This window comes from Paenibacillus sp. FSL H7-0716 (assembly GCF_038002705.1).
GTDB classification, from domain to species: Bacteria; Bacillota; Bacilli; order Paenibacillales; family Paenibacillaceae; genus Paenibacillus_AQ; species Paenibacillus_AQ odorifer.
In genome coordinates this window covers 49,147-63,027 of record NZ_JBBODA010000033.1, presented here as the reverse complement: position 1 = coordinate 63,027, position 13,881 = coordinate 49,147, and the positions used below count along the sequence as shown (strand labels likewise).

Here is a 13,881-nt window from a genome sequence, read left to right as displayed (position 1 = left end):
GCCCCACTACCGCCCTCCCACAGCCGCCCTACTATCACACTACTGCAGCACTACTACCACCTATTCCGCACTACTGCAACAACAAAAACACTACTCAGCAAACAACGTCCTACTCTAAAACTACTCCATTTCCCATCAAGCTAGGCTTATAGAGTCCCGCTTATGTGGTTAGCGAGGCGCTTCTTTTCCCCGCTCCATGTAGTGAGGCATTCTCTTCACACAAGCCGATGTCCGCTTGGCGGAGAACCTTTCGCCCCCTCCAGCGCGCCAAAACAAGCAAACCTCTCACCAATTCATCGGCTATCATACAACAATAGATACCCATGAGTCCCCAGCCGACGCCGATTCCTAACCAATAGGAGCAGCCCACACCAATGAGGGACATAGACACGATAGAAGTATACATCGTATAACGCGTATCCCCGATGGCATTCAGCGCGTTGCCGAGGGCCATATTCAGCATTTTGGAGGGCTGGAGCAATAGATTTAGAGCTAACAAAGAAACCCCGATCGCAATAATCTTCGGATCAGATGTGAAATAACCGAGCAGCTGTTTTCCAAACAGGAATAGTAACATCATGTTAGCTGACACAATGCTCAAACCAATGAAGAGTGTACGATATGCACTGCGATAAGCTTCTTTCAGTTTGCCTGCTCCGAATAAATGAGCAATCTGTATCTGCCCCGCCAGCGCAAAAGCATAACCAAGCGTGAAGCAAAAGGACTCCAAGGTGTTAAGATACGTGCGTGCTGCTAACGCTTCGGCTCCAAGTGCAGCCAGAAAGGAATATACAATAAGCTGGGAGAATACCCAACAGGAAGAATTGATCCCAAGAGGCCAGGCAATCTTCAGGATTTGCTTGAACAGCTTGCCATTGAATATGCGGAAATCTCTAAGTCTAACCTTGATCTCGAAAGAACGCCGGAATAGGGAGTAGAGAATAATCACTCCGACCAGTCTACTGACAATACTGGAGATCGCGATGCCCGCAAGGCCTAGCTGTGGCAGACCGAATACACCAAATATAAAAATATAGTTCAGAATTATATGAATCACGTTGATGATGATCCCTGTGTACATCGGCCCTTTGGTATTCCCTGTGTTCCGGATAGCGGTACCGAGGGAAGCGATCATCCCGACCATAAAAAGTCCGCCTCCGACGTAGGAGATATACACATTGGAAAGTGACAATAGCTCAGGTGCTATATTTAGAACCCCACCAATAGGGCCCGCATAGAAAAACAAGACAATACTCACGACAATCCCCAACACGAGGCTAACCGATACTCCCATAATAGCAATCGTGCGCGCTTCACCAAAACGTTTGGAGCCCATTCTCTGTGCAATCAGAATCCCCGCTCCACCCGCAAATGTTGTAAAAAGTGTGGTCAATGCACCGAACAATTGATTGGAAATGCCGACTACGGCGACTGCATCATCAGAGATACGGCTGACCATTAATGTATCTACCGTACCCAGCAGAGTCTGTAGAAATACCTCTATAAATATAGGCCAAGCCAATACCCAGAGTCCAAAACCCTGTCTTTCTTTTTTCACTATACAAACCCTCCTCGTAAACCATGCCTACAGACTTAGCCTAAAAAATAACATCTTTATTCATTAGGTCAGACTAAATTATAGATGATATACTTTGGATGATGGTACAGATTTCAAACCAATTATTACATTATTCCAACCTCACTTAAAGGAGCTTCTGACATGAACATCTTGAACTTCACCGTTCCTCCGTTGCTGTACTACATTGTAAGCGGATTCCATACTTTCTCCCCCGGCCATTATCATATGAGCCGCCATAATACCCGGGTGTTCGATTTGCTTGTAGTTAAACAAGGCTGTTTATATATGAGTGAGGGTGGTCTCCCTTTTCAAGTAAAAGCGGGTCAGGCGCTCTTGCTTCGTCCAGACAGCCATCATTTCAGTACGGACAGCTGCAAGGAATCCACCTCTTATTATTGGCTGCATTTTCAAACGGTGGGCGACTGGAATATGACCGAGGATACGGCTGCTGTGCTTGAGAAAGACAACGTCAAAATAGAGAACTCCCTGCAATCTGACGAATTTGATATCCGGCCATTTAGCTTACGCTTGCCTCAATATACAACTCTGCTGCAGCCGTCCAAGATGGAAGAGCTGCTCTCGCAGCTGAATCAGCTTGTGCCTAATTCCCATTTAAGCGATACTCCATTTCAGCAGCAGCTGTTGTTTCAGGAGGTTATTCAGCAGTTATCCGCCTCCCTCAGCCATGAGCGCCCCTCGCCCTCCAAAATATGTGCAGAGCAAGCGGCCTCCTATTTACGCAGCCATTTTCGTGAGCACATCACTGCGCAGCAGCTAGGGGAAAGCCTAAGCTTTCACCCTGTATATATCGCTCGTTGCATGAAGAAGGAATATGGCTGTGCGCCGATGGAATATCTGCTGCATTATCGGATTCAGCAAAGTAAACTTTTGCTGATGCAGACCAGCTACACGATTGCCCGTATAGCCGAGGAAGTCGGCTTCAATCAAGCCCCTTACTTCAGCTCCAGCTTTATTCGAATAGAAGGAACCACTCCACGGGAATTCCGCCAACGTTTCTCGTAAATCTGAGTACGTTAAAGAACACAAAAAAAGGGATGCTCCCCCATTTGGCTTAGGGAACATCCCTTGCTGTTTTTTATTTTAAACCCTTCTCCTGCACATAAGCATCCCATTGCTTGATATATTCAGTCTGGATTTTTTCAAGGCCAGCTTGCTTAGCCTTTTCCATAAAGGTGGCTAAACCGGCATCAACATCCTCTACTAATCCAGCTTGCAATGGATACAGGTATTGCTTTTCCACCTGCTCTAGTGCTGCTTTTTCCGCCTGATAGGAGGTATAATCCTCAGCAAAACCCGTGAAAATATCCGGCTTCTGAATTTTGTCAAGCTCAGCGAAGATTTCCTTCACGCCGTCATAGGATTTATCAAACAACATGAACTCCGGATTCCGCCATGCCCAGCCATTCATTCCTTCGCGTGTAAAACCGTTTGTTGAAGCATCTCCAATAAGTTCATAATAGCCGTTCGCATCAATCTTATAGTTCTTTCCTTCCACACCGTATTGCGTCAGCTGATTATAACGTTTATCCATGACCATTTTTTCATAGAAGGCCAGCGCACGTTCAGGGTTCTTGCTGCTCTTCGGAATGGCGAAACCATTATGAATAGGATGAACTGGTGTTGCATAACCAATGGTATTGCCATAAGGATAGTAACCTAGATCCCAATCCGGATGTGCTGCTTTTACCTTCATCAACGTATCGTTGAAGCGAGTCGGATTATCTCCGAAGATACTTGCTGCCTTACCCGCGATAATCGGAGCCTGGATGGTATCCTTCAAGTTCAGGACGTTTTTGGAAATCAATCCGTTTTCCTGCCAGCGTCTCATCGTCAGCAGTTCTTCTTTATGTTCCTCCGAGCCCCAATAGAGATAAGCTTTTGAAGGATCATCGTACTTAATGCCAATACCGTAAGGCAGCGGACTGCCGACCTGTGAGGTGAGTGTAGAATATACATCATGAATGTTACCTCTTACGTCACTGTTAAAAGAAGCAGGCGACATCTGCGGTTCATTTTTCTTGATTCCTTCCATGTATGCTTCATAGCTAGCCAGATCTGTCGGCTGAGGCAGATTGTATTTCTTGCGCAGATCCTCACGCCATACGAAGCCGTTCGTTACATACTCCTTATAAGTCGCTGGAACGGTGTAAATCTTGCCATCAATCTTCACAGCATCCCACATTTCCTGTGGTACGAATTTCTGGAGCTCTGGGGCAGCTTTTGGCAGCAGATCATCTATAGCCAAAAAAGCTCCCTTTTTCGCATAAGCCTGATATTGTGTCCAGTCCGCAGTGAAGATCAGATCGATCGATTGACCCGACGACAGCAGCAGCTTATATTTCTGATCCCAATCTGTCCAGGTTGTATAGTTGAATTTAACGGTTGCATTCAGATCCTCTTCGGCCATTTTGTTAATTTCTGCTTCAATGCTTGAGAGGTCCTTCGGCGCATCGCCTAGCATATAGAATTGCAGCTCGACCTTTTTGGAAGTGTCCAGTCCGGTCTTCTCCTCAGTCCCTGCGTTCGTACTCTGTGCTGTGTTTCCTCCGCTATTGCTCTCTTTTACCGCCGCATTGTCCCCGTTTGCAGAATTAGAATTCCCCCCGCAGCCTGCCAGCAGCGTCAAGCCCAATACTGACGTAAGCAGAATAGACATGCGTTTGCCCCGTTGTTTATTCATCTGAATCCTCCCTTTTCACTATGCTTCTATGTTAGCCGACTGTACCTTAACCCGGTAGTGGGCAGGTTGCGGTTCTAACCTTTTACAGCGCCGATGGTTAAGCCTTTGACAAAATAACGCTGAACGAACGGGTACAGAAAAAGAATAGGTCCCGTCACGACAATTGCCATCGCCATTTTGGTAGACTCAGCAGGGACCTCTGTGGCCAGTGACACCCCGGTTCCCGCCCCCATCTGTGCGATAAACTGTGCTGAATTGATAACATTGTACAGATAGAACTGCAGCTGATATTTATGCGTATCATTGATGAACAGTGAAGAGGTGAACCAGTCATTCCAGTAATACAAAGCCAGAAATAAACCGACTGTAGCGATGCCCGGCATGGAAAGCTTGAGTACAATCTGCCAGTAAATCCGGAAATCACCAGCCCCGTCTATTTTGCCAGAATCGAATAATTCCTCAGGAACTGCAGATTTGATGAAGTTTTTCATTAAAATGATCAAAAATGGCGTCATCAGACCTGGAAGCACCAGTACCGCATAGGAATCCAGCAGACCGAGGTATTTCGTAATCATGATGTACCACGGGACAAGTCCTCCCCCAAACAAAGTCGTAAAGTATATATAGAAGGAAAAGCTATTTCGATATTTGAAATCTTTACGCGCCAGTACATAACCGGCCATAGTCATGAAAAAAAGTCCCATTACCGTTCCAATCGCAGTTGTGCTGACTGTGACCGCATATGCCCGCAGCACCTCATCCGGGAAGATGAATACCGTCTTGTAGCCCTCCAGTGAGAACTGTGCCGGTATCAGATGATAGCCATCGCGAATAATGGACTCATTGCTGGTCAAAGACGCAGAGATAATTAGCAAAAAGGGCAGCAGGCAAGCGATCGACAGGCCAATAATGACCACATAGGCAATCCAATGAAGCATTCGCGTATATTTATCCTTTTGAATTTTCATTCCTTATCCTCCTAGAACAGGGCGTAGTCATCGTTTATTTTGCGGATAATATAGTTGACCGTCATAATGAGGACGAAGCCGAACAAGGATTGATAAACCCCGGCAGCCGTTGCCATGCCCACATCAAAGGTTACTTTAAGCGAACGGTATACATAGGTATCAAGGATATCCGTCGTATTGTAGAGCAGCCCGTTATTGCCTATTAATTGATAAAAGAGATCGAACTGGCCCTTCATAATACTGCCGAGCGCAAAGAGCAGCAGCACCACAAAGGTTGATTTCAGCATCGGCACCGTTATATACCAAATCCGCTGGAAAATATTAGCGCCATCAATTTTGGCCGCTTCATAATATTCGTCACTAATCCCCGTAATCGCCGCCAGATAAATCACCATGCTGTAGCCAAGATTTTTCCATAGATAAAAGATAATGATCAGAAAGATCCATGCCCAAGGTTTACTGTAAACGTCGACCGGATCAAGGCCAAATTGGGTAAGCATTGTATTCAAGAAACCGCTGTCATAATTAAACAAGTTATAGACAATTACGCTGAGAATTACAAAGGATACAAAGTAAGGCAGAAACATTACCGATTGGCTAATCTTTTTAAACCATTTGCCATTGAGCTCACTCAGCAGGATCGCACAGACAATTGCCAGCACATTTCCCAGTACAATAAAAGCAATATTGTATCCTATCGTGTTCATCGTGAGCTTTACCAGCGTACCGGATCTCCAGAGGAACTCGAAATTCTGTAATCCCACAAACTTGGAGTTGAACATGCTGCTGTTGAAGTCGAATTGAGTGAACGCATAATAGATGCCTACCATTGGAAAATAGGAATTCACTAGAAAAAAGATCAAGGTCGGCAGCAGCATCAGAAACATTACCCGATTATGCACCAGCTCATACAACAATCCTTTCTTCTTTCTTGTCGTTCGTAAGCGTGCTCTACCATCAGCCTGGATGCCAAGTTCGACGTTTGAAATTCCTTTGGATGAGGTTTGGCTCAAGATCTTTCACTCCCCTTAATATAGAAACTGCATAATTCCACTATAGGGGGATTCCTCTGAACACAGAAGTGAAGCTTACAAGCCTTACTGCACAAACTGGCGAAACAGGAACTGAACAATCAGGATGTTTATGTAAAAGTCTCCGGAGACCCACAGAGCTTCTCAAGCTTCGCTAACTCCTTATAATCCTTGTAGAAAAGACTGTTTTGTACACGAATATTTAATTTGTTCACTCCCTTCAGATTGGAAAAATGCAGGATTCTAAGGTTGCTCCACTGTTCTGTTCACTCTTGGGGACTTATAATAAAGGAACTTCATAATATGAATTCATCCAGAGTCTTGTCCGAGTAAGTCATATGATGATCAGGGGGGACGGTATGAAGAATAATGATCTACGGAGAAAAAGACTACTGTATGGCAAGCTGCTCACCACCATAACCCTGTGCATATCGTTAACCCTTCTTATCTCTACGTTTGTTTACTATACGTACTACATCGGCGTCGAGAAGACGCAAACCTTCCGCTCCGATCTAAGGGACCTGACCCAGACTGGCAAAAAAGTGGTCAACATGGCTGAAGTCGCGCAAACGCTTTCATTTCAACTGTATCGAACCAGCACGATTTCTCATCTGTTGTTCTACAACAAGCCTTCTATTTATGAGGTAACCGCGGCGATGTCCGATCTCGGAAACTACTTAAATTCCATGCCTTATATTGAATCCATCTATGTATATAATCCGAATAATGACACGGTTTATATTTCGGCAGCACAGGGCCAGAATGGCGTATTCACCACCCGCGAACTGGTGGACACTGAAATTATTCAGATGCTGAATCATTATCAGGATTACAAAGCATTTACGCCGATTCCGCGAACCTATTCCATAGATGAACCTGAGAAGAAAACCATCTCAGTCTATACTTACCTCTGCTATGATGCGATCAATTGGGACCGCTCTATTAACTCTGCAGTTATTGTTAACATATCCGCGGCTTGGATCAATAAAGAACTGGCTAACGGCAATACACCCGGTAGTGGCAGTACCTACATTTTGGATGACCAAGGCCGTTTTCTGTCGGGGAATAAGCTGACACTGGAGAAGCTCTCCGGGGATGAAAACAGTTGGCTCGAGCATCAAGTAAAAGCACGTTCTGCCGGCTATTTTACTGCCCCTTTTAGAGGGAATAAATCACTGGTGTCCTATACTTCGCCCGATTCGCTTGGCTGGCAATATGTGCGCATTACTCCTTATGAGGTGATTACCGAACAGACCAATCATATCCGCAATACTACACTTCTGATTTCTCTAATTATCCTATTGTTCGGTCTTGTTATTTCCAGGGTACTGTCCAAACGGCTTTATCTGCCGATTGATTCGATCGTAAGCCGAATGAACACCCTTGAGGCAGATAAACGCAACAGCATGTTCACGATCAGGCAGAATTCATTACGCAATCTGGTGCTTGGCATTAAATCTCCTCATAACAGCCGGCAAAATGATGTTCAACAGCTGGGTATTTCTTTTAATTTAAACGAGGGCTACCGGCTAGTATTACTACGCATTGATGAGTACGAAGCTCTGCGAAAGGAACGAGGTTCTTATCTCCTTCCATACAAGTTTGCCATCATGAATATTGCCTCAGAGATCTGTGGACAGACTTATCAGGTGGAAACTGTAGATATGAATGACGATAGCGTGGTCATGTTGCTTAGCAGCATGACCTCCACTGAGCATCTGGATACCGAGCTGATTGAAGTGCTGCTGAGGCAGATCCGCGTGGCCTGCTGTGATTATCTAAAAATCGGACTGTCGTTAGTATACAGCCCTATCAGTGATAATCCAGATGTACTAAACCGGCTGTACAGTCAGGCCAGAGAAGCTTCCAAACATAGACTGTTTTATGGTCATGGCAGCTTGATCAATGCTGAGCGCATTAGCGAGCTTCATAACAATCTTTACTCCTACCCGGCTGACAGCGAGAAAAAGCTGGTCGATGCGCTCACAAGTGGCAGAACAGACGAAGCCCGCAGTCACTTCTCCGAAATGGTACGTGAAATGGAGCAATATCCCTATCATGTGCTGGAACTTACTGTTTCAAGGGTGACGCTAACGATTAAGAGAATTGTCGATAACATCAAGAAGCTTAGTCCTGCCTCCACCGAAGGGATAATGGTGATGCCTTCGCTTGAACATTATGAAACGATAGAAGAATTTGAGGCAGCTTTTTACCAGCTTTTCGATCATATTCAGGAATTCCAAGCGGATAAGCGCAGCTCCAAGCAAAGCGATCTAATCCGGCAAATCAACCAAACCATTCAGCAATCTTACATGGATCCTTGCTTGAGTCTGAACCAAATTGCCGATGAACTTAATATGTCTCCGATTTATGTCAGCAGACTTTATAAGCAGCAGACCCTAACCACTATTGTGGATGTCATCATGGAGGTACGGATGAAAGAAGTATGCCGCCTGCTTGTAGAGAGTGATTTGTCGGTATCGGATATTGCTGAAGTAACTGGCTTCACCAGCAGTTCTTATCTCCACCGGATGTTCAAACGCAACTTCAGCCTTACGCCAATAGAATTCAGACGGACCAAAAACAGTTCATAACATGAATCACCTATCCCCCAAAAAGAAGGGTGTTCCAGCAGCCATTACATTGGCTTTTGGAACACCCTTCGATACCCTATGAAATATTAAAATACCTTCGTAATATTTGCTTCATTCTCACCTGCAAGAATGGTGTATTCTTTGGTCAACAGATTAGCTTCAAGCTTCGCCACAGTGTTCTCATTTTTCCAAGTGATGTTCAGCTCATTCTCATTACCTTGTTCAATCTTGATCTCACCATTAAAAGCTGGACAGCTATTTCTGAATTTCAACAATGCGAACAGCTTTTGAACAACAGGACGTTGTACCTCAGCAGCAATTTCATCTTTAGAATAATAATGGCGGTTAATATTGCGTCCTTCTTTTGTGCTTTCGAGCAGCTCAATATCATTCTCGCCAGCGAATAGACCTACATAATAAATCTGTGGAATACCAGGGGCGAAGCACTGAATAGCTCTGGCCAAAAGATACGCCTGATCATCATTGCCAAGTGCAGAATAATAAGTGCAGTTAATTTGATAAATATCCAGATTATTATAAGCGGCGGAGCTGTATTTTTTCTTAACATTTGCTCCTTGGCTGTATAGGCTTTCTCTGGTCATTTCAGCCTCTTCGTCGGTCATCAGATCCTTAACATCCACCACGCCAATGCCGTCATGCGTATCCAGGGTAGTGAATTGTTTTCTCGGACAGATTTCCAGCCAATGCGCAAGCCGATTTACTTTTCCACTATATAGAGCATGTAATACCAACATTGGCAGGGCGAAATCATAGACATAATAATCCTTGTCTGCAATCTTCAATTGAATGCTGTAATGCTCATGGATTTCCGGAAGAACAGTTACGCCATAAGGCTCCACTACTTCTTTAGACAAATTCAACATTTCCCAAATATCCGGTTCTACGAAAAAGCAGTTGGTACCCATCCTTTTGTTGGCATAGGCAAAAGCGTCCAGCCGGATAATCGATGCTCCTTTATCAGCAAGAAAGGTCAGATTGTCTTTTACGAATTTCTTCGTAGTTTCCGTAGTCACGTCCAGATCGATCTGCTGCTCATCAAACGTACACCAAACCTTTTCCTTCGTCCCATCTTTAAAAGTAACCTCTACGTATGGCGCCCGCGGTTTACGTTTATAAATTAAATCTACATCAACCTCCGTTGGTTCACCGTTAGGCCAGAAATCCTTGTAACGAATAAATAAATCCTTGTATTGTGATGCATCCTTCTTCTCAAGGAAATCTTGAAAGTATGGAGACTGCTGTGAAACGTGATTGATCATGAAATCATACATCATGTAGAATTTCTCGCTCATCTGTTCGATTTCCGCCCAGTCGCCAAAAGCTGAGTCAACCTTGGTGTAATCCATCGGGGCAAATCCCCGGTCGCCCGAAGAGGGGTAAAACGGCAATAAATGAACCCCACCCACGACTCCTTGCAAGTGTGTATCCAGTACTTCGTTTAGTTCTTTTAAATTGTTTCCCATGCTATCTGCGTAAGTGATAAGCATAGCTTCATTTTTAATCTGCATATTGGCGTTCTCCTAACAAAATTGTTCTTCTCTAGAACATTTATTTAAAACCAATTTTATAGATGCGCAAATAATATGTCAAACGTTTTCATATAATTATATTCATATAATATAGACAAAATTATTGATATTTAATATTATACCTAAATATTTTGTGGTAACGTATAACATACCTATTATAACTATCAAAAACAATCTATGCTTTTACAATTGTTAGTCCCGATTAGTGTCAACAATCCAAGAAAGTTGTAGAATATAGATTAGAGCATTTTATGAAACGGGGATGAAGGGTATGGCAAGTATAAAAGATGTTGCCAAGGAAGCGGGCGTTGCTGTAGCTACCGTGTCCAGAGTAATGAACAACCGGGGATATATCAGCAAAGAGACGCGTAAAAAAGTTGAACAAGCGATGGACGCCTTAGATTATCATCCTAATCAAATCGCCAGAGCCTTACAGAAGAATCAATCCTTTTTTATTGGGATTATTGTTCCAGATTCAAATCACCCTTTCTTTTCCGATCTCATCAAGTATGTTGAAATGAGTGCTAATGAAAAAAACTATAAATTGCTAATATGCAATTCTCTTGACGATCCTGAGAAAGAAGCCAACTATATTAGCATGCTCCGCCAGAATCAAGTAGATGGCATTATCATGTGCAGCCATACCATGAATATTGAAAGCTATAAAAAGGTCCCTTTCCCTATTGTCTCTTTTGACCGTTTTATTTCCTCCAATATCCCTTGTGTGGGATCGGATAATTACCGCGGTGGTGAGCTAGCTACCGAACATTTGATACAGCTGGGCTGTAAACGGTTGCTACATATCTCCGGCCCGCTAGATCTGGATATTCTAGCGAATCGTCGTCGGGATGCTTTTGTCATCACAAGTATGAAACATGGTGTAACTTACGATATTATCGAAGGCGCGCACAACAAGCTTACCTTTGATTATTTTTGGTCCTTTGTCACCGAAAATATCTCTCCGGCCCAACTTCGAGAATATGATGGAGTATTTTGCAGTAATGATATTGTGGCTTATGCTTTATACATTTATGCTGAACAGCAAGGCATTCGAGTGCCTGAGCAACTGAAAATCATCGGTTATGATTACCACAGCTTTACCCGCATGCTTCAGAGCCCTAAATTGACTACCATTATGCAACCTAGTGATCGGATCGGGGTCATGCTGACCAATACTCTCCTGCAAATGATCGAAAGTGCTGACGGAGAGCTAATCAACAACACTACTGTAGACGTAACTCTCATTAAAGGAGAGACTACTTAACGTATCTATTAAAAAGGTAGACTACCGTAATCAGCGGTGGCCTGCCTTTTTTGTATTGCTTCATTAATAAAGACTTTCAGGAATAACGGCTTTTTGGGCAATTATTGTAACAACTTCCACTTCTCAGAATATGCTAATTGGGCAGGTTCCCATTTTTTAAAGGAATGAACAGGAGAAGTTCAAGGAGGAGATATAGAAATATGCCTGATTACAGACCATTTAAAGGCGATGCTATCCTAAACAAGCATGGAAGGATTAGCAGTCCTATTAGAAAGAGGGAGTGTAACGCACTATTAAAAATAGTCACTGATCTCTCTGCAGTGGTACCCCCCGTACTTACGACTCCCACAACACTTCATATTGCCAATCTCCAAAGAGTATTAAGAGAACTATTGGAATTCTTGCATACCTCTAAATTATGCAGCCCTTTTAGAACTGAGCTACTTTCTGTAGTAGAGATAACCATTGTATCGACCGAAGTTAATCCCTTTTCAGTCGTTAGCGTCGGCACCAATCTTCAACTGCTGTTAGCTGAGTTATTATCTTTTATTCTCGCCACGAAGATTGACTCTAACTGTAAAGATCAGTTGATTATTCAGATCAGACATATTCAAGCTTCTATTACACAAGCCATTGGATTGCCTATTAAAGGTGTGACTGGACCTCAAGGGCCACAGGGACCACAGGGACCTCAGGGACCTCAGGGGCCGCAAGGATCTCAGGGGGTTCCGGGAGCAACGGGAACTACAGGGGCAGGGCTGCAAGGAATTGTTGCTTTTAATCCTGCATTAAGCCCTACTTATCCTGCCGGTCAAGTAGTAACCTTCAATGGCAGTACCTATATAGCTACTGTTGCGGGACCAACGGGAACACCTGGAAGTTCACCAGATTATTTATTAATTGCTGGGGGCTCCACAGGCCCCCAAGGACCTCAAGGACCTCAAGGAACACCGGGACTTCAAGGACCTCAGGGGCCGCAAGGGGTAGGGCTGCAGGGGATTGTAATCTTTAATCCTGCACAAAGTCCTACTTATCCAGCAGGTCAAGTAGTAACCTTTAATGGCAGCACCTATATAGCTACCGTTTCTGGACCTACTGGAATACCTGGAAGTTCACCAGATTACTTGTTAATCGCTGGTGGTGCGATGGGACCTCAAGGACCACAGGGTCCGCAAGGGATTCAAGGGCCAACAGGTGCGCAAGGACCAGCGGGTCCAGGTGTAGGAGCAACTGGAGCGACTGGCTCGACGGGGGCTGCCGGCTTGGCGGGCCCTGCTGGTGCAACGGGCGCGACTGGGGACCCGGGCGCGGTCGGCGTTGCCGGAGCTACGGGTGCCACGGGTGATCCAGGCGCGGTCGGCGTTGCCGGAGCTACGGGTACTACGGGGGCGACTGGAGCGACCGGTGATCCGGGCGCGGTCGGCGTTGCCGGAGCTACCGGTGTAACGGGTGCCACGGGTGATCCGGGCGCGATCGGAGCTACTGGCATTACCGGAGTCACTGGTGCAACCGGTAACGGTGCAATTATTCCACTGGCATCCGGAGGACCTATTATTATGACCACGGTTTTAGGTGGTTTGGTTGGAACAACAAGCCTTGTAGGCTTCGGAAGTTCAGCTACAGGCATTTCGCTTGTTGGCGGTAATATTGATTTGACAGGTACTCTCCTTGGACCACTTATCAATTTTGCATTCTCAACTCCTCGAGCAGGAGTAATAACTTCCATTGCCGCTTACTTCAGTAATACCATAGCTTTATCGCTGCTTGGTACTACGATAAATGTAACAGCGCAATTGTACCAATCTGCCACACCAAATAACACATTTACTCCTATTCCAGGCGCAACCGTCCCACTTCCGCCTATCACCGGTACTATCAATTTAGGAACTTTTGTCAGCGGAATTACGAATGGTATCAATTTTGCTGTAACGCCACAGACACGTTTGCTTATGGTATTTTCAGCCACTGCTACAGGCCTCACCCTTGTAAATACAGTCACTGGTTATGCAAGTGCTGGCTTTACGATTGTATAATCACTAAACCAAATATTAAAAAAGCATCTGCGATTCCTTTTGAAGGAGTGACAGATGCTTTTTTAGTAATATGCGGGTTCAACTTCTTGATCCTTCGGACTCAAATGCCGCTATTCGTTAATTTATCACTGTTTAGAGAGAATATCGGACCTGAGAGGCGC

The 13,881-nt window shown here is 44.7% G+C and carries 9 protein-coding genes; 4 read left to right on the top strand and 5 right to left on the bottom strand.

Annotation, left to right across the window (positions count from 1 at the left end):
• Positions 1–160 precede the first annotated feature (160 nt).
• The gene (locus MHH60_RS27470) at positions 161–1,561 is read right to left on the bottom strand and encodes an MATE family efflux transporter (RefSeq protein WP_076134150.1); all 1,401 of its coding nucleotides are present in this window, start codon (positions 1,559–1,561) and stop codon (positions 161–163) included.
• Positions 1,562–1,720: 159 nt separating this feature from the next.
• Here MHH60_RS27470 and MHH60_RS27465 point away from each other — a divergent pair, with 159 nt between their 5' ends.
• Positions 1,721–2,602: an AraC family transcriptional regulator gene (locus MHH60_RS27465; RefSeq protein WP_076134149.1), complete on the top strand. Its 882-nt coding sequence runs from the start codon at positions 1,721–1,723 to the stop codon at positions 2,600–2,602.
• Between the two features lie 73 nt (positions 2,603–2,675).
• On the opposite strand, the gene MHH60_RS27460 is transcribed toward MHH60_RS27465, so the two are convergent.
• The 3 genes from MHH60_RS27460 to MHH60_RS27450 form a co-directional block, all read right to left on the bottom strand.
• The gene (locus MHH60_RS27460; protein ID WP_143766650.1) at positions 2,676–4,286 is read right to left on the bottom strand and encodes an extracellular solute-binding protein; all 1,611 of its coding nucleotides are present in this window, start codon (positions 4,284–4,286) and stop codon (positions 2,676–2,678) included.
• 68 nt (positions 4,287–4,354) lie between these two features.
• Positions 4,355–5,248: a carbohydrate ABC transporter permease gene (locus MHH60_RS27455; RefSeq protein WP_036685379.1), complete on the bottom strand. Its 894-nt coding sequence runs from the start codon at positions 5,246–5,248 to the stop codon at positions 4,355–4,357.
• 11 nt (positions 5,249–5,259) lie between these two features.
• Positions 5,260–6,135 carry an ABC transporter permease gene (locus MHH60_RS27450; protein ID WP_094903677.1) on the bottom strand — a complete coding sequence of 292 codons (876 nt, stop codon included), beginning with the start codon at positions 6,133–6,135 and terminating at the stop codon, positions 5,260–5,262.
• Positions 6,136–6,638: 503 nt separating this feature from the next.
• On the opposite strand from MHH60_RS27450, the gene MHH60_RS27445 reads away from it, so the two are divergent.
• Positions 6,639–8,873, top strand: a complete 2,235-nt coding sequence (locus MHH60_RS27445; RefSeq protein ID WP_076134147.1) for an AraC family transcriptional regulator — start codon at positions 6,639–6,641, stop codon at positions 8,871–8,873.
• Positions 8,874–8,959: 86 nt separating this feature from the next.
• On the opposite strand, the gene gtfA is transcribed toward MHH60_RS27445, so the two are convergent.
• Positions 8,960–10,402 carry a sucrose phosphorylase gene (gtfA, locus tag MHH60_RS27440; RefSeq protein ID WP_076134146.1) on the bottom strand — a complete coding sequence of 481 codons (1,443 nt, stop codon included), beginning with the start codon at positions 10,400–10,402 and terminating at the stop codon, positions 8,960–8,962.
• A 292-nt stretch (positions 10,403–10,694) separates the two neighbouring features.
• Here gtfA and MHH60_RS27435 point away from each other — a divergent pair, with 292 nt between their 5' ends.
• Positions 10,695–11,687: a LacI family DNA-binding transcriptional regulator gene (locus tag MHH60_RS27435; RefSeq protein WP_036685385.1), complete on the top strand. Its 993-nt coding sequence runs from the start codon at positions 10,695–10,697 to the stop codon at positions 11,685–11,687.
• A 200-nt stretch (positions 11,688–11,887) separates the two neighbouring features.
• Complete coding sequence (locus tag MHH60_RS27430; protein WP_081388906.1) at positions 11,888–13,720, top strand: exosporium glycoprotein BclB-related protein; 1,833 nt, start codon at positions 11,888–11,890, stop codon at positions 13,718–13,720.
• Positions 13,721–13,881: the final 161 nt, after the last annotated feature.